General features: G+C 38.8%; 18 protein-coding genes and 2 pseudogenes. 8 read left to right on the top strand and 12 right to left on the bottom strand.

The genetic code is table 11. From position 1 onward, the window contains the following. Positions 1-168: 168 nt before the first annotated feature. The 3 genes from H6H03_RS41470 (at position 169) to H6H03_RS26270 (ending at position 1,732) form a co-directional block, all read left to right on the top strand. Positions 169-291, top strand: a complete 123-nt coding sequence (locus H6H03_RS41470; RefSeq protein WP_277926184.1) for a hypothetical protein — start codon at positions 169-171, stop codon at positions 289-291. Positions 292-460: 169 nt separating this feature from the next. Continuing rightward, on the top strand, positions 461-871 hold the full coding sequence (locus tag H6H03_RS26275; RefSeq protein WP_190957998.1) for a hypothetical protein: 411 nt from the start codon (positions 461-463) through the stop codon (positions 869-871). 6 nt (positions 872-877) lie between these two features. Continuing rightward, positions 878-1,732 carry a hypothetical protein gene (locus tag H6H03_RS26270; protein WP_190957997.1) on the top strand — a complete coding sequence of 285 codons (855 nt, stop codon included), beginning with the start codon at positions 878-880 and terminating at the stop codon, positions 1,730-1,732. Positions 1,733-1,812: 80 nt separating this feature from the next. Here the strand turns inward: H6H03_RS26270 and H6H03_RS26265 are convergent, their stop codons facing one another. Continuing rightward, entirely contained in the window at positions 1,813-2,781 is a 969-nt protein-coding gene (locus H6H03_RS26265) for a tyrosine-type recombinase/integrase (RefSeq protein ID WP_190957996.1), read from the bottom strand. Between the two features lie 310 nt (positions 2,782-3,091). Then, entirely contained in the window at positions 3,092-3,250 is a 159-nt protein-coding gene (locus H6H03_RS26260; RefSeq protein WP_190957995.1) for a hypothetical protein, read from the bottom strand. A 680-nt stretch (positions 3,251-3,930) separates the two neighbouring features. Here H6H03_RS26260 and H6H03_RS26255 point away from each other — a divergent pair. From H6H03_RS26255 to H6H03_RS26235, 5 genes and pseudogenes are all read left to right on the top strand, one after another. Further along, entirely contained in the window at positions 3,931-5,082 is a 1,152-nt protein-coding gene (locus tag H6H03_RS26255) for a serine protease (protein WP_190957994.1), read from the top strand. A 58-nt stretch (positions 5,083-5,140) separates the two neighbouring features. Continuing rightward, positions 5,141-5,719, top strand: coding sequence for a COP23 domain-containing protein (locus tag H6H03_RS26250; protein WP_190957993.1), 579 nt, complete (start codon positions 5,141-5,143; stop codon positions 5,717-5,719). 160 nt (positions 5,720-5,879) lie between these two features. Next, positions 5,880-6,449 carry a COP23 domain-containing protein gene (locus H6H03_RS26245; protein ID WP_190957992.1) on the top strand — a complete coding sequence of 190 codons (570 nt, stop codon included), beginning with the start codon at positions 5,880-5,882 and terminating at the stop codon, positions 6,447-6,449. A gap of 151 nt (positions 6,450-6,600) precedes the next feature. Then, positions 6,601-10,749 (top strand): serine protease, encoded by a 4,149-nt coding sequence (locus H6H03_RS26240; protein WP_190957991.1) that lies wholly within the window; start codon positions 6,601-6,603, stop codon positions 10,747-10,749. A gap of 222 nt (positions 10,750-10,971) precedes the next feature. Beyond that, positions 10,972-11,238, top strand: a pseudogene (locus H6H03_RS26235) (DUF4351 domain-containing protein); the annotation flags it as partial. Between the two features lie 62 nt (positions 11,239-11,300). Here the strand turns inward: H6H03_RS26235 and H6H03_RS26230 are convergent. From H6H03_RS26230 to H6H03_RS26185, 10 genes and pseudogenes are all read right to left on the bottom strand, one after another. Then, positions 11,301-12,164: a tetratricopeptide repeat protein gene (locus H6H03_RS26230; RefSeq protein ID WP_190957989.1), complete on the bottom strand. Its 864-nt coding sequence runs from the start codon at positions 12,162-12,164 to the stop codon at positions 11,301-11,303. A gap of 384 nt (positions 12,165-12,548) precedes the next feature. After that, a complete protein-coding gene (locus H6H03_RS26225; protein WP_190957988.1) occupies positions 12,549-17,165 on the bottom strand; it encodes an nSTAND1 domain-containing NTPase in 4,617 nt (1,538 codons plus the stop codon). Between the two features lie 312 nt (positions 17,166-17,477). Then, positions 17,478-17,681 (bottom strand): annotated as a pseudogene (locus tag H6H03_RS26220) (hypothetical protein); the annotation flags it as partial. A gap of 41 nt (positions 17,682-17,722) precedes the next feature. After that, complete coding sequence (locus H6H03_RS26215) at positions 17,723-17,905, bottom strand: hypothetical protein (RefSeq protein ID WP_190957987.1); 183 nt, start codon at positions 17,903-17,905, stop codon at positions 17,723-17,725. 94 nt (positions 17,906-17,999) lie between these two features. Then, positions 18,000-18,086 (bottom strand): DUF4351 domain-containing protein, encoded by an 87-nt coding sequence (locus H6H03_RS40570; RefSeq protein WP_242058000.1) that lies wholly within the window; start codon positions 18,084-18,086, stop codon positions 18,000-18,002. A 96-nt stretch (positions 18,087-18,182) separates the two neighbouring features. Beyond that, positions 18,183-21,353 (bottom strand): tetratricopeptide repeat protein, encoded by a 3,171-nt coding sequence (locus tag H6H03_RS26205; RefSeq protein WP_190957986.1) that lies wholly within the window; start codon positions 21,351-21,353, stop codon positions 18,183-18,185. A gap of 77 nt (positions 21,354-21,430) precedes the next feature. Then, positions 21,431-22,360 carry a DUF1822 family protein gene (locus H6H03_RS26200; RefSeq protein WP_190957985.1) on the bottom strand — a complete coding sequence of 310 codons (930 nt, stop codon included), beginning with the start codon at positions 22,358-22,360 and terminating at the stop codon, positions 21,431-21,433. Between the two features lie 41 nt (positions 22,361-22,401). Continuing rightward, a complete protein-coding gene (locus H6H03_RS26195; protein ID WP_190957984.1) occupies positions 22,402-23,079 on the bottom strand; it encodes a sigma-70 family RNA polymerase sigma factor in 678 nt (225 codons plus the stop codon). Between the two features lie 295 nt (positions 23,080-23,374). Next, positions 23,375-23,674, bottom strand: coding sequence for an HNH endonuclease signature motif containing protein (locus tag H6H03_RS26190; protein WP_190957983.1), 300 nt, complete (start codon positions 23,672-23,674; stop codon positions 23,375-23,377). A gap of 86 nt (positions 23,675-23,760) precedes the next feature. Then, complete coding sequence (locus tag H6H03_RS26185) at positions 23,761-24,630, bottom strand: hypothetical protein (protein ID WP_242057995.1); 870 nt, start codon at positions 24,628-24,630, stop codon at positions 23,761-23,763. Between the last annotated feature and the right edge of the window lie 41 nt (positions 24,631-24,671).

Raw genomic sequence — 24,671 nt, 5'->3', positions numbered from 1 at the left:
GTTATTCTGTAAGTTCGTAACTCTGTAAGTTTGTAAGTAACGAATATACTAACTTACAGAGTTTGTATGTCAATAGTACGCCATAGGGCGGACAAGACCAACTTGGTTTTTATCTGGCTGACCTCACCAACATAGGATTCGGATCAGCAGGCATACAGGCTGACCATTATGGCTATAGCAGATCATTGTGTAAAGGAAAAACTTGCAACCGTCAACGCTGACCCAGAAGTAACCCAAGCAATGTTAAATCGATTTAACAGTGCTACAGCAGACCTGACGGCAGTGCTATAGTATCTTGAGAAAAAAATTAATGCACTAGAAAATAAAGTAACCTGTAGATTTAAGTATCGCCGTTAGAATTGGTACAGAGCGTATCCCAACTGCGGTTTCATCCCATAAATCTACTCTATAAAATGTGAATTAGCTCCAAATAAACTGAACTTGTTGTCAGATAAAAACAATGAATATTGAACAGACTGTCTTAGAAGTTTCAGGAGTAGAAATTACCAAAACTCTTTTAGTAGATTTACAAAAACTCTCTTCTTACTCTGGAGAACCAATCGCCGCCGTCTATGCAGACAATCTACTGCGTACCATGCGCTCGTTGCGCGATAAATTCCCTTTTGACCCTTATACAGAAGTGGTGATGGCACTGCATGATGCACTCTTCTTTGAAAACAAATGGATTGACTACAATGCCAATCAGTATAAGGGAGTTTGTGAATTACTTTCATCCCTAGTGAATCAAGAAACAATCAACAATTCCTCAGTCGAGTCAGCGATTTTAACTTTAGAAAACTTAGGCTTTGATACCCTACCATTCGGTGTAAAAATTGACAATAACCTAGATACAGATGAAGATGAGGAATAACACAGGATGGATGATAATTCTGTGACTCAACACTTTTTAGATACCTCAGTTCTACGTTCTCTGCTACTAGGTACACAAGTCTATAAGCAGTATTTTGAATCTCAATTTGCTGACCAACAGCTTTATATCTCTAACTATGTTCAAATGGAGATGAAGCGAAGTTATCTGATTAATCTTATTTCCTTTTACTTTGTTCTGCGCCTAGAAACTATCAATAATATTGGAGATGCTATTACTCTGTGGAGTAATAAATTTAAAACTAGCGAACTCAAAGCGATTTTACAACTTATCCCTCAACTTTTTAGCACGCATCAACTTAACTTTAGCAGTCCCCAAGATAAAGAAAAAGCCCTGGCTATTTTAGGAATTTATATCAAACGTTTTGAACTTCTACTCAGAAAAAAGTTTAACAATACAAATGCTGATTCTACCGCCTGCGCCCGTGCCATCGTACCGCTTGAACTTGATTTGCAAAATGCAGCAGCAGGATTAAAGCAGTTTGCTGATGAATTTGGAGATGTAGATACTTGTCGGAGCAAATGTCAAATTGACCAGTTTCTTTTGGTACAATACCGTTCAGAAATTGAGCAATTAGTTCAAATTGCCGACCAACTACCCAAAAATTCAAAAACTAGGGGATTTATCAATATTGCCAGTAACCTAAAAGAGATACTGGCTCAAGGATCAGCAGCCTGTGGCTGCAAGCGTTGTGAAAAGATTGGCGATGCTGTCATTGCTTTAAATGCACCTCGGAATATGCAACTGGAACATACTGATAATTCTTTTGACTATTTATGTCCCTCGATTAATCAACCTCATTACAAACATCCGTCAGAAAATCAGATAGTTACTAATATATGAAGTAATGACAAACAATAATTGTGACTGTTAACATACCCAGAACTAATCAACGAGCGATCGAAGAGAGCAACTAGACACCATCAAACCAAATCTGCCAGCACACTACTCACCTTCAACTGGTGCTGCTGTCGATTATCGTCATAAATCATCAACGTCTCCAACTTGCTGTGCCGACTCAGCTTTTGCACCTCCCGCACACTCTGCCCCGCATCCAACGCCGCCGTAATCGAACTGTGCCGAATGCGGTGCGGTGATAAAGGCTTAGTAATCCCCGCTTTTAATGCCCGCGTTCTCACCATCTTGGCAAGCCCCGTATCTGACAAAGGATGCCCCGGCGTATTTAGATCCAACGCCACAAACAACGCATCTTTTGTTGATGCCAGCCCCCGGAACGGCAACCAATAACAAATCGCATCCCTGGTCTTAGGAGTTAAATCAATTATTTCCTGTTGGCTACCCCTTCCCTTACCCAAAACCAGCAGTTTGCTATTTTTACGGTCAAAATCCCCTATTTTTAACTTGGCAATCTCCCCCCGCCGCAGCGCATTATCCCAAAGCAAGCGCAGCAAAGCATAATCCCTGACCCCCTTCGCCGTCGTCCGATCGCAAGACAGTAATATCTGCTTAAATTCCTGGGGAGTAACACCGCTGGTATCTCGGTATTTAATGACAGTCTCACCCTTAATATCCTCCAAGGTGTAACCACAAACACCCAATACCCTACCTTTATGCACCAACGCCCGCAGTGCCGACAACCGCCGATTAACCGTCGCCTCCGATAAGCCCTGCTCAATCATCTTGGCTTTGTACTTGACCACCCACCCCAAGGCTTGCGCCCCCGGCAGTGCCAAAAATCGCACCACCCATTCCGCCGTCGATTCCACCCCAAACATCTTGGCAAAAAAATCTTGAATGTCCCGGTCATAAGCCCTGCGGGTAGACTGACTGCGTTTCTCCGCCAATAACATCGCCAACACATCAGGTTGAGTCCACCAATCCATCACGGAAGGCAGAGTATTATTGTTGACTTTAACGATGCGACCGGACATAAAAACTAGGTGACGATAATAGGTATTTACGTAACCTTATACCGCAATTTGCGATCCATCGCCTAGCTTTTTATCCTCTTTGCCCCAAAGTCGATCTAAGAGTCCCAAAAAAAGCCCCTAACACCTTCAACTGGGTCATCAGTCCTTACTAGCCATTTCGGATATTTACAAATACTTTAGCCGCTATGTAAAAATCCATAACGTTTAGTAAATAGATTACCTCATCAACTTTTTCTGCCCTGCGCTCAAACACCTTGTTCTAGCTATCTCAATCTATGCAGTAATGTCATGTTCTTGGGTTTTTACAATCTCAACCTTCTGGCTCTGGTGATGGGTTAGGTTCGTTGGTAAAGGGGCGATGGGCTACGCCCCACTGTAGGCGATCGCCTACAGTGGGGCGTAGCCCATCGCCAATGCTATGTCTGCGTAAGCAGACTTGAGTTTTGATCAAAAGGATTGGGAAACTCATGCCCTCTGTGGGTATGGAGTTGGGCTGTTGCGGTAAAAGCTAGACTACCTTTATTTTTGGCGTTCGCGTAGCGTCTCGTTCGCGCAGCGTTTCCGACAGGAGAAGAGAAGGTATCGCCAGCAAAGTTCAGGTAAATATAAAGTTTTATAACAAGCGTAGTCATCTGCGTAAAAACTACAGACTCCTAACGAAACCCAAACAGAAGCAAACAAGTAGTTCACCTGTTGACAACATCAATGTATTGAGGCCAGGAGATGGAACAATGATTAAACACAGTCGATTGACTAAAGCTGTTACTGGATGTGCGTTGGCGCAGCCTGCCGCAGGCATCCCTCTAACTTACAGCATCAGTATGACTTGACCAAGGCTAGCTGAAAGTCATGTCTTCGGCTTTTGTGATTCCTTCTATCTCACTCATGCTTGCAAACCAGGATATTGTCTGTAGATGGATAGAAAATCATACCGTAAATTTCGATGGTTAGCTCAATTTATTGGGAATATTGTTCCAAATTTGAGCAGAATTAATCTAATCTTAGTATTTTTACGGTACTAAAAGCTTTAACTTATTTCTTAAGGCAGATGATTCCAGGCATGACAAATTTTGGAGTAGTTCGCCTGTGGATTCAACATCCACATTGCCCGATTGAGATATTAACTGCATACTAGCTGACTATAAAGTAATGAAGAGAAGATTTTTAGAATATGCAAGTTTAACACTATGTACTATATTTACCTTTATAGGAGCAGCCAGTGTTGAACAGCTACTACCGAGTAACGGACACCAAGCATGGCACTCTCACCGTGTATTAGCACAAACTGCTGAAGAGAAAGAAGCGAACATAGTTTGTGAAAAAGGCAGCAATGCTGTCGTCACTATTAAAGATGGCAATGGACATGGGAGCGGTTTTCTAGTTAGTCAAGACGGATTAATTATTACAAATGCCCATGTTGTTGATGGTAGTCCCAGTGTTGTCACAGTAGTTTTTAAAGATGGTAAACAAGTCCCCGCAGATGTTGTTGGTTTTGCAATGGGAGGTGTAGATTTAGCTGCTGTAAAAATCCAAAACCGCAAAAATTTACCAGCCATTTCCTTAGCGCGTCCAGGTTCAGTGAAAGTTGGTTATCGCGTCTTTGCTATTGGTACTCCTCTAGACCCAGATAATCGTGATACTTGCACCCAAGGCAATGTTAGCCGTATTAGGAAAGATGGAGAAATTCAACATACTGCTAGTACTAATCCAGGAAACTCTGGAGGCCCTTTATTAAATTCTCAAGGAGAAGTAATTGGTGTCAATTCTTTAGTTGCTACAGCTCCAGTATTTGATGGCGCAGGTGATTTAGTTGCTCGCACACCAAGTGGTACTGGCATTAATCTGGCTCTTTCTGTGGAAAAAGTCAAATCTTTCTTAGCAGACGTGCGAAACCAGCGAGTCTCTAATGAATCTACTTTACCGCGAGAAAAAGAACCGACTTTTACAACTATTCTGCTCAATGGTCAAGTAATTAATGGCAGTTTAGCAGAAGGCGATCGCATCCGAAAAAAAGGTGGATTTGTAAATTTATACCAATTTCAGGGTCGAGCCGGTCAAAAAGTAGTAATTGAGATGACCAGTCAGAAGATTAATTCCTTTTTAAGTTTATATCAGGTAAGCGAATCTTCTGAAGGTAAAGAATTTAATGAAATAGCAGAAAACGATGATAGAGGACCTGGTGATTTTAATGCTCAAATAGAGATTAACTTACCAGCAGATGGACTTTATTTCATAGTTGCGAGTTCTCTAGAACCAGGAGAAACCGGAAGTTATAGTTTACGGGCAACAAATCAACCTTAAATAGGTAATAAAGTTTTACCACTCATTTATTCAACTCATGAACTTCAACAATCATCCTATGCAAAAGCAAACATTCTTCATCAGTTTAGGACTAACAGCTTTAACATCTCTAGTAAGCGTGGTTGTTAGTTTATCTCCAAGTTTCAGTCAATCGATTACTGCTGAATCTCAACCAGATAAAGTTACTTTCTTTTGTCGAGAAAGTTTTGATAAAGCAAGTGGTGAAAGAATTCCGGTTACAGTTGCTTGGGTTCCTGAACGTAAAGGTCATGTGTATTTTATTGGCTGGAAATCTGAATACTTTAATCAAGGTGGCTGGACTCCAGCAGAACGCTGCCAGAAAGTCACTCAAAAATTTCAAGAATTTTATGAACAAGGTCGTTTAAATCATCTAACCTCCGGTAAGAGTAACGGCTATCCCATTATCTGTGGTGTTATCAACCAAGGAGAGACTTGTAATGCTAATAATCAACTATTTACGGTGAAATCTGGCAGTAAACCTGAGGAAGTCATACAAAGATTAATGGATATTTCAGAAGGTAAAAGTGCAGAGCCACTTTTGCAAAGTTCAGGTGAGCAATTGTATATTCCTGTGCAAAACTTTTTAAACAAGTCTCCGCTGCTGGATAGTAAATAATAGATGTATTCAGAAATTAATTATGCAGCGAACAATTTAAATCCCTAACTCAGATGCCCGACTTCTTGTAGACACCCGTAGGATGGCTTCCCTGAAGGTAGAAGTCGGCTATCTGGAGAAAAATAATTGCTCAACAATTATCAACAATCCTTAATCAGCAATGAAAACAGGAAAATTACTCTCAATAATATTGTTTTGTTTGGCGTTCGCCATCACACAGACACTTGGTATAACTCCAACTTTTAGTCAAGCTAACTCTCCAGACAGGGTGAGTTTCTTTTGCCAAGATACCTTTGATCGGGCAAGTAATACAAATTTACCTACAACACTTGCTTGGGTACTTGAAAAACGCGGTCATACTTCCATTATTCTATGGAAATCAGAATATTTTCCTGGTTGGAACCCTCGTCAAAGATGTGAAATTGTATCTCCAAAATTTCAAAGTTTTTATAACCAAGGAAGTTTAAAGTATTTGACTAATGGCAAAGTTAAAGGATATCCAGTCATTTGTGCTGTAGCAAACGAGGGAGAAAAATGTGGTAAGGAGAATCAATTATTCCAATTGAAAGATGAACGAAGTAGTGAGCTAGTGATTTATCGGTTAATAAATATTTTAGAAGGAGGGGGTGGAACTGAAGCTTTATATCAAAATTCAGGAAAGCAAATGTATGTACCACTCGATGAGTTTTTGCGTAAAGCTCCTACCCTTGAACAAGAAAAGCGAATCTAATAGACATCAATTAATTACGCGATATCGCCAACTCCCTGTAGGTTGTTCCCCCTTCCTCCAGTCTCGATTTAGAACCCTGATTTCTTAAAGAAGTCGGGGTTCTGGACAGCCAGTTTATCAACTAAAACTCCACATAATTTTGAGAATTAAAATGAATCGAAATCTAGCTCTGATTTTACCCTTATTATTGTTACAATTCCCTAGTTTGGCTTTAGAAAAGCCATCTAGTTATTTATCTCAAGTAGCAGTTGACAATTCCAGTTGCAAAATCAAAGCAGAAAATGGGGATGAGTATTCAGATAAACAACTGCAAACTCTCGCCAAGAGAATTACGCTTAGAGTCATTGGTGATAATAACGGAGGTTCGGGGACATTACTCGCTAAAAAAGGCAATAGCTACCTAGTTGTTACTAACTCCCATGTAGTTAGAGGAGTTAATAGTATCAGCTTACAAACATCAGATGGTAAAACCTATTCTGCACAAATAGTTCCCAAGACTAACTTTGATAAATTTGATTTAGCATTATTACAATTTCAATCTAATCAAAATTATTGTCTACCCAAAGAAATTGCTGCATCAGTTCCCGACAAAGATATGCCAGTTATCGCGGCTGGATATTCCTCTGAAAAAGGAGAGATAGTATTTCGCAAAGGTACTGTGCAACAAATTGCATCTAGACCACTAAAGGAAGGATATCAAATTGGCTATAGCAGCAACATTGAACAAGGAATGAGTGGCGGTGCAATTCTCAACTCTCGCGGAGAACTGGTTGGGATAAATGGTAGAAGTGCTTATCCCATTTTAAATACAGGTTATGTATATCCTGATGGTTCGCGTCTAACCGATGAAGAAATCCAGCGAATGCGAAAACTCAGTTGGGGAATACCTACCTCAACTTTTCTAGCACAGGTCAACTCAGATATTCTCACTGCCTACTATTTACCCTTACCAAACAATTCCCTCAGCATACCAGAAATACAATGGACAGGATGGTTAGGGGAATTAGAACAGAAAGCTAAAGAAATTACTGTGAGAATTGATAGTAGTAGTCATGCCAATGGTTCAGGAATAATTATTGCTAAAGATGGGGACACCTACACAGTCTTAACAGCAGCACACGTTGTCTGTGAGAGACAAGATTATACTCAGCCATGTGGTAACTTTAAATATCAAATATTTGCCCCAGATGGGAAACAATATTCAGTAGAAACAAATCAAATTAAAATAGAAAAGGGAGTTGATTTAGCGGTAGTCAAATTCACGAGTAAAAAAGTTTATAAAATAGCGACATTGGCAGATTATAATTCCACCAATGGAGATTATGCGTTCACTGCGGGTTATCCGAAATTAGGGGAACAGTCACCTTGGCGATTTACTGCTGGGCAAGTTGCTAGTAAAGAACAAGGATTATTTTTTGTTAAAAATACAGACTCCTCAATACCAAGCACTGGCAGTCTTCTCAGTGGTGGGTACGAACTAGTTTATACCAGTATTACATACGGTGGAATGAGTGGTGGGCCTGTTTTAGATTCCAAAGGGCGAGTCATTGGGATTCATGGACGTGCAGATGCAGAACAAGCTTACGATCAAAAAACAGGAGACTGTGGCCTTACCTCTAAAGATACGTGTCAAACTCAGATAGGGGTTAGTTTAGGCATTCCTGTTAGAACATTTTTAGGGCTAGCAACACGACTTGGTGTTCAACCACTTCATGTAGAAAAAACACCAGCACCGCAACTGGATGCACAAAAAGTTCAGTCTATCGAAAAAGCTACATTATCAGCCGATGTCTCAACAGGAAATGCAACAGCTAGTCAATGGCTAGAAAGAGGTAATCAACTATTACGATTAAGTCGTGATGAAGAAGCAATCAAAGCATTTGATGAAGTAATTAAACTCAAACCATCTTTTATTCACTTAGCTTACTTTGGCAAGGGTTGGGCGTTAGCGGATCAGAAAAAATATCAAGAGGCGCAAGCTGCATTTGAGCAAGCAGTTAGTTACAAATCTGACTTTGCTATTGCTTGGCGACTCCAAAGTTTTATGTATTTAGGGTTAGAAAAATGGGAACAGGGATTAGTAGCAATTAACAAAACGATTCAACTTCAACCAAAAAATCAGAGCGGGTATTTGCTGAAGGCATTTATATTAATAAGCTTAAAAAAGTATCAAGAAGCGGAAGCAGTAGCAAAACAAGCAATTATACACGGTGAAAATGCTCTCGCTTACTTTATTAGGGGAGTTCTTTATGAAGACAATAAAAAAAAGGAATTAGCTATTCTTGACTTCAACAAGGCTATTGAAATAAATCCTAGATTTTTTGAGGCTTACTTGGTGCGAGGCGTATATTATTATAGAGATTTAAAATTTGATGCAGCCCTGAATGATTTTAACAAGGTTATTGAAATAAATCCTGAATCTACTGAAGCTTACTTACTGCGAGGAGCTTTATACCAATCCAATAAAAAATGGGATTTAGCTGAAGCTGATTATACCAAAGTTATTGCTCTGAAACCTCAAGATTCAAATGGCTACTACAAGCGAGCCAAATTTTATAAATCACAGCAAAAATGGAATTTAGCCGAAGCTGATTATACTAAAGTGATTGCACTCAAACCTCAAGATTTAGATGGCTATTACAAGCGAGCAGAATTTTATGAAGCACAGCAAAAATGGGATTTAGCTGAAGCTGATTATACCAAAGTTATTGTGCTCAAACCTCAAGATTCAGATAGATATTACAAGCGAGCAGAATTTTATGAAGCACAGCAAAAATGGGATTTAGCTGAAGCTGATTACACCAAAGTTATTGCGCTCAGACCTCAAGATTCAGATAGGTATTACAAACGAGCTAGATTTTATGAAAAACAGCAAAAGTGGGATTTAGCTTTAGCTGATTATAGCAAGATTATTTTACTTGAACTTCAAGAATCATATGGCTATTACAGCAGAGCAAAAATTTATGAAAAACAGCAAAAGTGGGATTTAGCTTTAGCTGATTATAGCAAGATTATTTTACTTAAACCTCAAGAATCATATGGCTATCACAACAGAGCAAAAATTTATGAAAAACAGCAAAAATGGGATTTAGCTTTGGCTGATTATAACAAGGCTATTGAAATCAAACCTCAAGATTCAAATGGCTACTCTTATAGAGCAGAATTTTATGAAGCACAGCAAAAATGGGATTTAGCTTTGGCTGATTATAACAAGGCTATTGAACTCAAACCTCAACTTGTATATGGCTATTATACGCGAGCAGAATTCTATGAAAGACAGCAGAAATGGGATTTAGCTGAAGCTGATTACACCAAATTTATTGCACTCAAGCTTAAAGACCGCATTTATGCCAATGGCTATTACAAGAGAGCAGAATTCTATGAAAGACAGCAGAAATGGGATTTAGCTGAAGCTGATTACACCAAAGTTATTGCACTCAAGCTTGAAGACCGCATTTATGCCAATGGCTATTACAAGAGAGCAGAATTCTATGAAAGACAGCAGAAATGGGATTTAGCTGAAGCTGATTACACCAAAGTTATTGCACTCAAGCTTGAAGACCGTATTTATGATGGCTATGGCTATTACAAGAGAGCAGAATTCTATGAAAGACAGCAGAAATGGGATTTAGCTCTTGCCGATTACAACAAATTTGTTGAACTAAATCCTCAAGATTCAAGAGGATATTACAAGAGAGTAAAAATTTATGAAGAACAACAGAAATGGGATTTAGCTGAAGCTGATTACAACAAATTTATTGAACTTAAACCTCAAAATTTAGATAGCTATTACAAGAGAGCAAAAATTTATGAAGAACAACAGAAATGGGATTTAGCGTTGGCTGATTATAATAAAATTATTGAACTCAAGCCTCAAGATTCCAATAGCTACGCTAATAGAGCGATGTTTTATCAAAGACACAAAAAATGGGATTTAGCTCTAGCTGATTGCAATAAAATAATTGAAATAGATCGTCAGTCACCCACACCTTACTATATTCATGGTTTAACCAAATATGAACAGGGAGCAATAGACGAAGCTATTCAAAAATGGGAAAAGGCTATTCAAATTAGTGGTAAAAGTCCAAAATTCTCTCCTTTTGCGTTAGCTATAGCTATATACAATAAAGGAGAACAAGAAAAAGCTTATCAGTTAGCTGAAACTGCTTTGCGACAGCATAAAGACCTCGCGGATGTCAAAGTCCTAAAAAATAATAGCTGGGGTGAGCGTTTAATTAATGATGCAGAAAAACTACTTTCTAGCCCTCGAATTCAAAGCTTACTTTCGCAGATACGTTAAAAAGATAAATTAAGCAAATTACATTGGGTAGGTTATCAATGCCTGTCCAGTGTTTTAATTGCTAATTATATAGTAGATGTAGGTTGCTTCAAGGAACAAAGCCCAACACCAAGAATCTCTGGTTTTTTTGAGTTTCGCAAAGCCTCAACCCAACCTAAAAATATTTTTGTCAGAGTAATAAAAGAGCGTTAAATACCATAAAAATTTGACTAACAGCAATAACTCAAGTATGACGATCGGGAGTTAATTATGCGACTAGAACCACTGTATCAAATAAACAGAGAACAAGCCAAGCAAGAAGGAAGAGAAGAAGAAGGACAAAACTTAATACTGCGTCTACTCAATCGCCGTTTTGGTGAAATTGATGCTCGATTAATACAGCAAGTTCAAGGATTATCGATTGAACAATTAGAGAATTTAGGAGAAGCGTTACTAGATTTTACTACTGTTGCTGATTTAGAAACTTGGTTCAACCAACAATCAGGATAAATAATCATCAGTAATAAAAATTGGGTACTGGTGTCTGAAAAAATTTCAATTACCGTCCCCAATCATTTATTAGCATTTTGCTCAAGTTCTGCAATAATCTGCTGTAGTTCCTGATATCTGGGATCTTTTCTTTCTTCAAGAATACGTGCAACTTCCCTATATGTCTGAATAGCTTTCTGCTTATCACCCTTTCCCAACGCCAGACGAGCTTCACCCATTAATACTTCTGGCAATTTTTTCTGCTCAGAGGAGACAGTTGACGAATTGATAGGATTTTCGTCTGTTTGCTTCTTCTCCACTACTGATAACTTAGTTAGAGATATTGTTTGTCCGTATATTTTATCAATAATTTCTAACAAATCTGCTGCTTGTTTATAGTCATTTTGTTTTAAATAAACAAAACTTTTTTGTAAATAAAGCTTTTTAGCTTTCTGAAAATCTTCAATTTTTTTTTGCTGTTCATCTTCCACTAATCCCCGTTGATAATAAGCTGCTGCATATTGGGGATTAAGTTGAGTTGCTTGAGTAAAATCATCAATTGCTTTTCGTTTATTTTCTTTAATCCTATCTTTGACTGTAACAGGACAAATAATTCGATAATCATCAATTCTTTTACAACCCGGTACAGTTCCATCGGGATTTAATGGCTTTCCTTGAGCATATTTAACATAAATTAAACCCCGTTGATAATATGCCTCTGCATTTTGGGGATTAATCTCAATAGCTTGGGTAAAATCTGATAATGCTCCTTGATAATCTTCTTGATTAGTCTTTTGTATTCCTTGTATCAACCAGTTGGTTCTCTGTGCTTGTAATTGTAGAGACTGGGAAGCCGATGCTTCAGCCCTGGGAATCATCATCCCAAAAGTTGTGAAGGTAGCAATTGTCAGAGTTAGACAAGCAACAGGTAGATTTAGGTAGTGCATAATATGAATTTAATCTCACGCAAACACGCATTCGCCGGAGGCGTTCCCGCAGGGTAAACGCAAAGGTAAGAAAAGTAGGTTGGATTGTAGCAAGATCCCGCAGGGTACGGAGTGAAACTCAATACTGACGGAGTGTTGGGTTTTGTTCCTCAAACGCCACTTGCTACCCTGCGGGAACGCTAAAAGCGAACAACGGGGGAACCCCCTTTCGGGTACTCTTCGAGAACTCCTTCGGAGAACGGGAGTTCGCAATCGACGGGAAGCGGAGCCACTGCGGTGGAGGGGTTTCCCGGCATAAAGCAAGTGGCATCTAAGACTGCGACTCCCTCACCGCAACGCAGTGGCTCCCCAACCTAAAATTTTTTTCAGAGTTATAAAAATACACTAATCGCTTGACTTATTGCAAAGATTATGATTTGTTTCATCTAAATTTTGATGACTGTTTAAATAATCGCGTAACCAATCACAACTATGCTGTTGTAAATCATTAATATCTAGATTCCATAAAATTACACGATTATTGACATCTACTGAAGTAATAATGTTCCCATCTGAACTAAAATTAACTTCGGAAATATTACCTTGATGTCCTTGCAAGATATTAAGTAGTTTTCCATCCCAATTCCAAAAATTTATTTGAGCTGCACTGGCTGAAACTAGTATTTGGTTATTGGGACTAAAGCCTACACTATAAACGCTTTCATTATGTTGTAAAGTTCGGAATAATTTACCACTGTCGCTATGCCAAAGTTTGACTGTTTTATCAATACCAGCAGTGGCAATTATTTTACCATTTGGACTAAATATTGCATCTGCAATATTATCTTTATGCCCTGATAAGGTTTGTAATAATTTTCCCTCCAGATTCCACAGCTTTACTGTTTTGTCTCCAGCAGTCGCCAAGATTTTACCATCTGGACTAAAGTTAATCTTGGTAAGTAAGTTAGAATTTGTCTGCCAGCTTTTTAATAATGTCCCTTGTAAATTCCAAATTTTCACTTGTTTGTCAATTCTCCCAATAGTTGCGATATTTTTCCCATCTGGGCTGAAACTCGCATCTTGGATTGGGTTATATATTTTGTCAGATATACTGTTATTAGCTTTCTCATGTCCCTGCCAACTATTTAAGAGTTTACCTTCAAGATTCCACAGCTTAATTTGATTATCTACGCCAATTGTGACAAGATTTTTTACAGTTGGATGAAATAGCACTTTGATAATTTCTCCCTCGTGTGCATTAAAGCTTCCTAGCAAATTACCATCACGCTGTCGGAGGGTGACAATACCTTGTTGATTACCAACTGCAACAGTTTTACCATCGGGGCTGATACTAACACTATTACCTGGAAAGCTAGGTAAAATACCCTGCAAATGCCAAAGTTTAATTATTTTGTCAGCACTAGCAGAAGCTATAGTTTTTCCATCTGGGCTAAAACTCACTTCCGATGCTTTATCCCCATGTCCTGAAAATGTGTAGATTAGGGACGGTGAATTAGATTTATCATCTCTGGGAATACTCCAAAGTTTTACTGTATCATCTGCAATTGCAGAGGCTATGAACTTACTATTTAGGCTAAAATTAACATCTAAAATTTCATTATTATGACCATCTAATGTATGCAATAATTGACCTGTAAAATCCCAAATTTTCACAGTTTTATCTTTGCTGGCAGAGGCTATAAACTTACTATCTGGGCTAAAATTCACACTTAAAACTTCATCACTATGACCTTGTAAAGTTTTTAAAGCTTTGCCTTCAAGGTTCCAAAGTTTCACAGTTTTATCAGCACTTGCAGTAGCAAGAGTTTGTCCATCTGGGCTAAAATTTACACTCCAAATTCTTTGGTTGTGGGCAGGAATCATTCTGATTAATTGTCCATCCAATGTCCACAGTTTTATTTGCCCTTTACGGTTGGCAGTTGCTAGAATTTTACTATCTGGGCTGAGAGCGAGCGCCCACAATCTATCCTTCTCTAATAACCTAAAAAATGGTTTATTTTCAAATAAACTTGTGCTAGTATCATACCGCCAAAAACTGATAGTGTTATCGAAGCTGGCAGCAATGAGCAATTGATTATTTGGGCTGAAAATTACACTAAATACCCCATCACGATGATCTGCTAGTGTTTGCAGCAATCGTCCATCTCGTCGCCAAATTTTTATGGTTGTATCTTGACTAGCTGAAGCTAAAAGCTGACCATCTGGACTAAATTTAATGCTGGTAATCTCTCCTTGATGTCCTGTGAAGCGATTGTATTCTCGAATTTGGTTGATATTTTCCAGAATAGATGTGGATAAACCTATCTTAGTTTGGGAATCTAATAATTGTAATCCCTCTAAATTTTTCATAACTTGCAGTATGGGAATAAATGCTTCAACTTCGTTCCCCGACTTTAATAAGACTTTTGCAGACAGATTGAGGGCTTGTAGTTCATTAATTTGTGCTTGTTGTTGTTGAAATAAAGCCATACCAGCTAATAGTAACGCCCCTACTAAGCCAGTAGTTAATAGGATTATAGTTCTTTTTTTAGCCGCATTCTGAGCTTGATGTTCTCTATTGCGTAGTTCTAAACTTAAATTAATAAAACTTTGCTCAGTGGCATTAATTTGAGTGGTGCGTTGTAGCAACCATTCCTCAGCATCAATTAAAGGTTTACCTCGTAACAATGCTCCGGCATCTTGATTACTATGTTCCCATTGTTTGATTAATACTCTTAATTGCTCTTGCCAATGGCGAAATTCTCCATCAATTTGCATCCATTGCTGCAATCTTCGCCAGTTTTTGATTAATGCTTCATGGATAATTTCCACAGTTTCAATGTTGGTAACTTCATGGCGATTTGTCACCAATAACCGCGCATCAGCTAACTGTGTAACTAAATTCCAGTTTTCTTCTCCCACCTCCTCACGATTGGCTAAACGGCGGATATCTGCCTTGTTGTCTGTGGGTTGTACTAACTGAATAAATATTTGTTGTACTCTTTCTTTATCTGCTGAATTCAGTTGAACATAGACTGATTCTGCATGGTTGGCTAAAGCAGTTTCCACACCCCCAATATCTGTGTATGCTTGATGAGTCAGCCATCCTTGCTGTTGTTTTTGCCACAACTGAGTTAAGGTAAATTCAAGTAAGGGTAAGTGACTGGGAGAATCCAATACAACATCAATGAGACGTTGGGTTAATCCCGGTTCTAACTGCACATTGAGGATTTGCGCCGGTTGAGCGATCGCACTCTCTAACTCTACAGCATTCATCGGCCCTAAGTTTACCTGAGCATCCTGCAACGCATTACTCAAAGGACGGTAGGATAAAGCTTCGCCAAAAAAATCCGCCCGCAAAGTTAACACTAAGGTAAAGCCAGGAACACTCTGCACCGCATTCAGGAGATGATCTAAAAAGATTTTGCGTTCTTCGGTATCCTGACAAAGAGTGTAGAGTTCTTCAAATTGATCGGCAATTACAACTATGTGAGACTTGGGTGAGGCTGCAATGATAGATTCTAAGAAGTTTTGTAAAGTGCGATCGTTCTTTGTTAACTCCACTTCCAGTTCTAATTCCTGCAACCGATGATGAGAAAGAAAATCCTTCCCAGTCCCCAGTCCCCAGTCCCCATTCCCCAATCCTTGAGAAAGTGCGATGCCTGCGGCGGGCATAGCCATCGCTAAAGATTCTAACGGATTATTCCCAGGACGAAAAGATACAATCTGCCAATTCTTACTTCTATCTTGCTTTAATTGCGGAATCAACCCCGCAAACACCACTGAAGATTTACCACTTCCAGAAGCACCAACCACTGCTACTAGATGCTTTTTCTTCACCGCAGTAACTAACTGTTGTGTCACCGTTTCTCGCCCATAGAAATAGGGTGCATCTTCTTGTTTGAAAGCAGCTAAACCGCGATAGGGACAGTTAGCAACTGACCCCATACTCTGCCAAGTGGGAGGTGTTGCTAACAAATTTTGCACAATCACAGGCAACCAACTGGCGCAAGGATAATCTGTTTCTAAACCCTGTAATTTTTGCCGAGCAATATTAACAGATTGATAGAAAGATTTCCTCCCTGTAAACTCTTGAATAAAGTCTTTTAAAAACTGATGTGCTACCTTATCTGGTACAGGTTCGCGCATCACAATTACTTGCGGAATATGCAAACTTTCTAACTCCGCTGCAATTCCTAAACCATCACAAGAGTTAAAAAAAGCTAACTGTAACCCTCGCCTGACTGCGGTTTGTAGTCCATACCGCAACTGATCCATTGTTAAACTATCGCTGCGGTTGAGAAAAATTCTGCCCTTTGTTGACTCTGTGCGACTATGCCCAGAAAACAAGAGAATATCCCAACCTTTTTCATTCCAAAGGTGTTTGTTGAGTTCTACAGGTGTTGGTTCAACTAAAACAATTACTTCAGCTGCTTGGCAGTATTTTTTTAAGAGTTTCTCATCTTCAGCAACGTTAATTCCTTCACTATTACCCAGGATAATTAAAATGCGAGTATTCAGGCGATCGCTTTTTTTAAATCGTTGAGATGAAAGCGAACTCAAAGCTACCTCTGCATGAGGATAATACTCAAATAAATCCCATAAATGCCAAGGTAATTTTCGCAGTTGAGTTTCATTGGTGCGAATAATTACTCGCACTTGATCAGCAGCAGTTAATTGTGTTAAACATAGTTCTTTAATCCGCCGAAAGGAATCTGCTTGCAACCAAGTAATAAAATTCTGCTTGATAATGTCTGCTTTAGCGTGACATTCTTTTTTCAAAGATTGAAACCTGACATTAGTAATCTGTTCTTTTTTTGGTTTAATGCGGTATCCATCCAGACTGCGATAACTGTTAGACCAATCTTGATAAATATCAGGTAGGGTGGGAAGCGGAGGTAATTTTAATTCCTTGTCACTTAGCTCAACATCAGGAAGCGAACCATCTTCACCAATTTCTAAACTAACACGGAAGCCCTCATAAAAGTCACCATCCAGCTTGAGGACGACTAACTTGTTCATAGTCTTACCACTCCTACCCCCGCAGAAAACCTCTATTCTGAGTTCGGTTCCTTTGGCAACATTTTACGCGAATAGCTGAGGTTGTCACAAAAGTTTACTCTACGTAAATGGCGATCGCACTACCGTTCTCCAATTCTCCTATAGGTGTTGAGCCGAGATGTTTGTAATTTTCGGCAAGATGGACTGAAAAACCTTATCGTGTTTACCTTTGAAAATTTGCTACATCAAAGTCAAAAAGCCAGGATTTTTAACGTAAAATCAAGCCTTTTCAGGTCATCTTGCAAGTTTTGGGTCACATCTCGGCTCAATACCAATTTCGGCTTTGGGTTCAGTCTGGAATTCAATATGCAGAACAAGTTCATCGGACTGTAACAGAATTAAAGCATCCGCTCGAATCGGTTCGAGGGATAATTCTGATGGGCTGAGTTGGGTGAGTGCAATAGATTCGCCGAGTAGCCAGGTGGCGAAATCGGCTGAAAATGACTCTGCTAAAAAGCGACAGACGTTATCGAACATAGACAGGCATTATATCAGCTATGTTTTACGCCTTTCCATATTTAACGAAGCTGCGATCGCAAAGTTTGAATTTGAGGGCTAGAGAGTAATTTTTGAGCATCAGCAATTAAATTCTCACCCCAGAGATTTTCTTTCAAAAATTTAATATCCGCAAATTTTTTGTCTAACCTTAAAGCGGTTTCAGCTAACTGATAGGCTTTTTCTTTTTCTCCTTTGCCATGCAAAGCTACTGCTTAATACTAAAGATAGATTCTTTGCATCTTTGCGTCTTGGCGTGAGAAAAAATCATCCCATCAATCAGCACAGCCAAAAATAATATTAACCTTGATTTTGCACTAACCAAGCTTCTAAATCGGTTAAATCCGAAAAATCAAGTAAAGCCGCTGCCAAGTCTTCAACCTGCATCAATGATAGAGATTGAATTTTTAATTGTAGTACAGCGGGACAGTTCCAACTTTACGGCGAAGTTGTCGCATAACTAAGTTAAAGAAATGATTATGTTTATCTTTGTAACTGTTTTAAGAGATTAATAACAACTTCATAAGCAGCAGTATTGCCTTGAGCATAGAATAGTTGGGCTGCTTGCTGTAAATCTTTAATTGCTTTTTGTGTATCCCCTTTTTGGAGGTAAACTACTCCTATGCCTGCGTAAGCATTAGCAGACTGAGGATTAATAGCAATGGCTTTGGTGAAATCAGCTAGTGCTAAGTCCAATTTTTGAAGCACCGTGTAAAGATTCCCTCGATTGTTGTAAGCAGGAGCATACTCAGGATTAATGGTAATGGCTTTGTTGAAATTAGCCAGTGCTAAATCCCATTTTTGAAGCTGAGAGTAAAGATTCCCCCGATTGTTGTAAGCATCAGCATACTGAGGATTAATAGCAATGGATTTGTTGTAATCAGTAAGAGCTAAATCCCATTTTTGAAGCTGAGAGTAAAGATTCCCCCGATTGTAGAAAACTTCAGCATCTTGAGGATTAATAACAATGGCTTGGTTATAATCAGTAAGTGCTAAATCCCATTTTTGAAGATCATAGTAAAGATTCCCCCGATTAATGTAAGCATTAGCATCTTGAGTATTAATCGCAATAGCTTTGGTAAAATCAGCTTCAGCTAATTCCCATTTTTGAAGATCATAGTAAAGAATCCCACGATTGTTGTAAGCATTAGCATATTGAGGATTAATCGTAATAGCCTTGGAGAAATCAGCTTCAGCTAATTCCCATTTTTTCTGCTCTCTGTAAAAAAGACCCCGATCGACGTAAGCATTAGCATACTGAGAATTAATAGCAATGGCTTGGGAGAAATCAGCTTCTGCTAATTCCCATTTTTTTAGGTCAGAGAAAAGATTCCCCCGATTGATATAAGCTTCAGCATACTTAGGATTAAACGCAATAGCATTGTTGAAATCAGCTAGTGCTAAATCCCATTTTTTTTGGTCTGCGTGAAGAGTTCCTCGATTATTGTAAGCTTCAGCAGACTGAGGATTAATGGCAAGGGCTTGGTTAAAATTAGCCAGTGCTAAATCCCATTTTTTCCGGTCAGCATAATGATTCCCCCGATTGTCGTAAAATGCAGCGTGGGGATTGAGTTCAATTGCTTTATTTATTGCTGTTTCTGCTTCTGCATATCGTTTTAAATCCTCTAATACTAGATATTTCTGGTTATACAGGTTTGGGTTTTTTGGCTGGAGCGAAATTGCTTTTTGTATTGTTACTAACGCCTTATCTGGCTGCTTGAATAGACGATAAACTTCACTTAGGTATAGCCAAGCAGCCACAAAGTCTGGTTTGAGTTTTGTTGTTAACTCGAATTCAGGTATAGACTCTTGATATTTTCTATTCCAATATAACGCCAAACCCTTGCCATAATAAGCTAAATAAACAAATGATGGGTTCAGCTTTATCGCTTCATCAAATGCTTTAACTGCTTCTTCTACTCGAAGTAATCGCCACAGTTGATTTCCTCTTTCTATCCATTGGCTGGCTGTTGTATTTCCTGTGGATATATCTGTTGATAATATCGCTTCTTCAATCGATTTGATTTGTTGAGTATTTAGTTGCGGTGCAGCAGTAGTTTCTACCTTTTGTGGTTGCACTCCCAATCGTGTTGCTAACCCTAAAAAGGTACTCACAGGAATGCCTAAACTATAGCCTATTTGTACTTGACGATCACTACTACCCATATCTCCTGTTTTCTCATCAAAGGCTTGTTCTCCTTCTGCACGTCCATGAATCCCAATCACTCGTCCTTGGGAATCTAATACAGCCCCGCCACTCATCCCACCATAGGAGATGCTGGTGTAAACTAATTCATATCCTCCAGTTAAAGAACTTGCAGTTTGTGATTTGCTAGAACTGTCAGTTTGCAAATCTGGTTCTTTAGATTGTATTCGCCCCTGTTCTTTATCAAAAATTATCCCCATCGTTAACCGCCAAGGTGAATAATTATCTCCTTGCTTAGGATAGCCAGAAGTAAACATATAATCAAAATTTTTGGGGTTATAGTTCGCTAAGGTCGCTACTTGGTAATTTTGATGAGGGGCGGTAAATTTAACCACGGCTAAATCTACTCCTGATTCTGTTTTAATCGTACTTTTATCTACAAGATATTGTTTGTCATCTGGTGCAAGTATCTGATAGTTATAGTTGTGACATGCCTGGGTTGCATCTCCTCTTTCACAGACAACATGCGCTGCTGTTAATACTGTATAGGTGTCCCCATTTTTAGCAATAATTATTCCTGAACCATTAGCTTTACTACTACTATCAATTCTGACAGTAATTTGTTTGGCTTTCTGTGCTAATTCTCCTAGCCATCCAGTTAATCGCGTTGCTGGCACGGTATACGATTGCTCTGGCTTTAGCTTTGGTAAAGGTAAGGAGTAAGCTGTCAATATCTGGTTGTTCACCTGTGCTAAGAAAGTGGAGATAGGTATTCCCCAACTGAGTTTCCGCATTTGCTGGATTTCTTCATTGGTGAGAGGCGAACCATCAGGATAAACATAACCTGTATTTAAAATAGGGTAAGCACTTCTACCATTTATCCCAATTATTTGTCCTACAGAGTTAACAATTGCACCACCACTCATTCCTTGTTCAATATCGCTGCTATAGCCAATAGAATATCCTTCCTTTAGTGCTAGTTGGAATATTTGTTTGACTATACCTGTACGAAATACTATCTCTCCTTTTTCAGAAGAATATCCAGCAGCCAAAACTTGTGTATCTGTATCAGGAATTGCTTGGAAAGGTTCTAAAAGGCAATAGTTTTGATTAGTTTTAAATTCTAATAAGGCTAAATCAAATTTATCAAAGTTAGTGTTAGGAAGAATTTGTGCAGAATATGTTTTGCCATCAGACATTTGCAAACTGATGCTGTTAACTCCTCGAACTACATGAGAGTTAGTAATAACTAGGTAGGTATTGCCTTTTTTAGCTAGTAGAGTTCCCGATCCCCCGTTATTATCACCAATGACTCTAACTGTGATTCTCTTAGCAAGGGTTTCCAGTTGTTTATCTGAATATTCTCCAGTGTCTCCATTTTCTGCTTTAATTTCGCAATTGGAAGTCTCAACTGCTGCTTGGGAAACAGTATGAGAGGAAGTTTCAACAGCAAAGGTGGGGAAGGGTAGGAAAAGTAAGGAAGTAATCAGGACAATAGTTTTATTCATGTTGCAAGACTTGTGAACAGAGAGTGTATGAATCTCACGCAGAGACGCAGAGGCGCAGAGAGGAGGAGAGGGTAATATTAAACTTCAAATTCTCTTGTTTGCTGCGAGTCGCCATAAGCCACCATAATTTCAAATTTTTCCCCCAACTCAGCGCTAAACTCTAATTGAATCCAGTTATCTTCATCTCTAGATATCACTTCTAAAACACTTTCTCCTGATTCATCATGAATATTTAATTTCACTCCTTGAGGTAAAACATTGTGTCCAATAGGATATACTTGGGTTAATATATCAACTTCACCCTCACTTCCCTCAGCAATTTTCACCACTAACGCTACAGAAAGTTGCTCAAGTTGCATCCCTAAATCAATTTTTTGACCCCGCGTCATGCTCACAGCACTCTTAAAAGCCAATCCTAATTGTTGAGGATTTAAGAGATTTTCAATAGTTTGCCAACCTGCATCGACAAATCCATCCAACCATTGTCCAATTTTCACTAAGCTTGATGAATCCTCTTGTTGTGGAGATTTAGCTATTTCTAGTTCACTCAGATAAAGCAAAAAATCCTCTAAAGATTGCAACTGATTTAGAGGAACTTCAGCCTTAGCTTGAGTTGTAAAACCTAAAATTGTCGCCTCTTTTAGAGAAGAATTAAATTGCACAGCTACATAACCCAATCTATCTTCGCTAACCTCCGGTGGTATCTCACATACTTCTGCTTTTGGTAAAACTGGACGACATTCTAATTTCCCTAAGTTTTTCACTTCTAAATCAGCTACATTCATCAATTGAATTGCTAAACGTTCGCGGCTATCACTAGAGAGCCAATCAGTCTCAAATTCCATACACTGGAGATAATTATCTACAGCATATACAGCCAAAGTATTCAGATAAATCTGTTGACGCTTAACAGTGTTAGAAATCCCTTTGCTATATTCTTGAGCAATGGCATGAGCTTCTATAGATAGAAAAACGCTAAAAGTTAGTTGCTCAGTGATGCTATTCATCAGAAAATCTCCAAAATTTGAATAGTGAGTTAATCCAGTTTCTATATATATTTCTTTAAATAAGTAATGATTTTATGCATCCGACGCTGGTAAAAACTAGAAGCTGTCGAAAGTGGTACACCTAATTCTTCAGAAATTTCCTTCCATTGCTTTCCTTCTAATACCAGCAATAGAATAGCTTTTAAACTAGCTTTGGGATGTTCTTTAATATACTCGTTATTTAAAAAATTCTCTGGGTCATTCTCGATAATTTCCTTTAGCTGCTCTTGCTCAGATATCTCATTGTCTACAGGTAAATCTTTGTTGAGTTCGTCTAAAGACAGCACTTGAGTATTTTCCTGATTTTTGGGAAGCAGAGTTATCCCTCTTTTCCGGTCTTTTTTCACTACATCATAAAATCGTCTACCGAAAATTTGATTTACCCATGCCATCACTGGATATTGTGGATTATATTGTTCAATATGACGGCAAATTTCTATGAAGGTATGTTGCAATGCTTCATGATAATAGTCTTCATAGTTAGGTAATCCTAACCACTGAGTTTGCTGGCTCAATCTCCCAGAACAGCGAATAGCATTAATTAGCTTATTTAAAGCTATCCGTCGTTTGGCTCTGTCAATTGCATTCTCACTCTCAGCCGCATATCGCTTGGCTTCATTAACTAGCTGCTGTAGTTCCAGGTTGAGAGCGTCGTCTCTGTGTTGTTCATCATTTGTCATCTCACGCGATCGCTCCAGTAGGGAATGTCTATTCTGGTATCTTCCCTTGCCAGTGGATTTTACGCAAAAGCAGTTAGTTGTTAGATAAGGTTACAAACCATATTCGGGTATCCAAGATGTGCAACTACCCCACAATCCTGGGTTGCATAACAGTCTTTGCGTTGATTAAGGAATATGAGGAACTAGCGAAAGCATAATCTATGTTGCTATGACTCAATTTAATGCTCTAACGATTCACACGTAGCCCCAATATCTCCAGTTTTTAAACAACTTTACAGACCCCCTTTAGAAATATTCACCATAGTGATAGCTGTCCTGGGGAGACGTTTGAACGTTTAGTTCTAGCGTGCAGCGCCAAGTGGCAGGGAGCGCACAAAGCAATCAAGTTGTCGAAGTTGTTGTTCTCAGGAGCAAAATCTGCGTGATGGACTGTGAGAGTTGCCATCGTCCATTCCGAGCGAGTCAGAGTTTTAGGTTTTTCTCCAGGACGAAAACAAAGGCGATCGCAGTGCTGACATCTCCAGAGAGCAGCTTCTCTGACTGCAAAAGAAATTTCGTTCCAGTTGCTTGGGTATCTTTGTCGGACTATTGGCATTTTCAAAGAACTTTTTAAAGCCCCGATTTTAGCATACCAAAATCAAGCGATTCTCCTACGGAGATGCTACGCGATCGCCCTTAAGTTTAGTCGAATGTAATATTGTCGATGGTTAAAGTACGATTTTTCAGCACTTCTAACTTTTGATAGCCGTAACGGTGTATTTGCTCAAAGGTATAAACGTCTGAATATCCGTTATCCCAATCTATTTTGGCTTTATTACCCTTAACCTCAGCGATCGCCCCAGAACACCCACCGCTTTTTAAGCGATCTCCTCTAGTCCAAGAAGTATCAGGCTTCAGCGTACTCTCCACTTCCAATTCCACATCGCCTAAAACAACAAGTTCTTGAGCAACGACTTGAGATGAATCAACAGGCTGGGGAGTAGTAACACTTTCTAAATCAAGACATAGCTGCACTGCAACTGGGGGCTTTTGTTTACCATTGTTGATGCAATCGAAATACTGTTTATCTAACTTTTGTTGCTGTTGAAAAGCCCAGCGTTGAGCATTATTTTTAAACCAATTGGCAATAACACCAAGAATAGGAGTTTTGTTTTCTTCAAGAGGTTTGATTTCATTGGGTGCAAAAAGTTCAGGCTGTAATGTCATACCTGAAGGTAACAAATTAAATGCTTCATGGAATAGCTGTTCTAGTTTCTGAGCAATATAACCAGTATATTTGTAGACTCGAATATAGGCAGTATGTAAATAATTAACTACAGTTTTTATGACTGCAATAGCTTTTTCATTATCTAAATTTATACGCACTAAATGATTGAGAGAGCTTGCAGCATTTTTTACAATAGTGTGAACCATTGTCGCTTCAGCTTGGAGAAATAAATATTTTTTATCTTTCTCCAGCCTTGCTAGTTCTTGCAGTGTGGATTTTAAATTTTGAGCTAGACTTTCAATCGCAGAAAAGTTATTTTGGCGGAATTTAAGAAAATCTGTCATATTTCATGCCTCACTTAATGGAATTATTTGAGCATTTTTAG

Origin of the sequence: Nostoc paludosum FACHB-159, from assembly GCF_014698835.1 — a bacterium.
Lineage (GTDB): Bacteria > Cyanobacteriota > Cyanobacteriia > Cyanobacteriales > Nostocaceae > Nostoc > Nostoc paludosum.
This window is presented reverse-complemented; position numbering and strand designations above follow the sequence as displayed.

What these genes read in the sequence shown, in the direction of transcription:
- H6H03_RS41470 (WP_277926184.1), top strand. Translation starts at nt 169, where the DNA reads ATGGCTATAGCAGATCATTGTGTAAAGGAAAAACTTGCAACCGTCAAC.
- H6H03_RS26275 (WP_190957998.1), top strand. Translation starts at nt 461, where the DNA reads ATGAATATTGAACAGACTGTCTTAGAAGTTTCAGGAGTAGAAATTACC.
- H6H03_RS26270 (WP_190957997.1), top strand. Translation starts at nt 878, where the DNA reads ATGGATGATAATTCTGTGACTCAACACTTTTTAGATACCTCAGTTCTA.
- H6H03_RS26265 (WP_190957996.1), bottom strand. Translation starts at nt 2,781, where the DNA reads ATGTCCGGTCGCATCGTTAAAGTCAACAATAATACTCTGCCTTCCGTG.
- H6H03_RS26260 (WP_190957995.1), bottom strand. Translation starts at nt 3,250, where the DNA reads ATGAGTTTCCCAATCCTTTTGATCAAAACTCAAGTCTGCTTACGCAGA.
- H6H03_RS26255 (WP_190957994.1), top strand. Translation starts at nt 3,931, where the DNA reads ATGAAGAGAAGATTTTTAGAATATGCAAGTTTAACACTATGTACTATA.
- H6H03_RS26250 (WP_190957993.1), top strand. Translation starts at nt 5,141, where the DNA reads ATGCAAAAGCAAACATTCTTCATCAGTTTAGGACTAACAGCTTTAACA.
- H6H03_RS26245 (WP_190957992.1), top strand. Translation starts at nt 5,880, where the DNA reads ATGAAAACAGGAAAATTACTCTCAATAATATTGTTTTGTTTGGCGTTC.
- H6H03_RS26240 (WP_190957991.1), top strand. Translation starts at nt 6,601, where the DNA reads ATGAATCGAAATCTAGCTCTGATTTTACCCTTATTATTGTTACAATTC.
- H6H03_RS26230 (WP_190957989.1), bottom strand. Translation starts at nt 12,164, where the DNA reads ATGCACTACCTAAATCTACCTGTTGCTTGTCTAACTCTGACAATTGCT.
- H6H03_RS26225 (WP_190957988.1), bottom strand. Translation starts at nt 17,165, where the DNA reads ATGAACAAGTTAGTCGTCCTCAAGCTGGATGGTGACTTTTATGAGGGC.
- H6H03_RS40570 (WP_242058000.1), bottom strand. Translation starts at nt 18,086, where the DNA reads ATGCAGGTTGAAGACTTGGCAGCGGCTTTACTTGATTTTTCGGATTTA.
- H6H03_RS26205 (WP_190957986.1), bottom strand. Translation starts at nt 21,353, where the DNA reads ATGAATAAAACTATTGTCCTGATTACTTCCTTACTTTTCCTACCCTTC.
- H6H03_RS26200 (WP_190957985.1), bottom strand. Translation starts at nt 22,360, where the DNA reads ATGAATAGCATCACTGAGCAACTAACTTTTAGCGTTTTTCTATCTATA.
- H6H03_RS26195 (WP_190957984.1), bottom strand. Translation starts at nt 23,079, where the DNA reads ATGACAAATGATGAACAACACAGAGACGACGCTCTCAACCTGGAACTA.
- H6H03_RS26190 (WP_190957983.1), bottom strand. Translation starts at nt 23,674, where the DNA reads ATGCCAATAGTCCGACAAAGATACCCAAGCAACTGGAACGAAATTTCT.
- H6H03_RS26185 (WP_242057995.1), bottom strand. Translation starts at nt 24,630, where the DNA reads ATGACAGATTTTCTTAAATTCCGCCAAAATAACTTTTCTGCGATTGAA.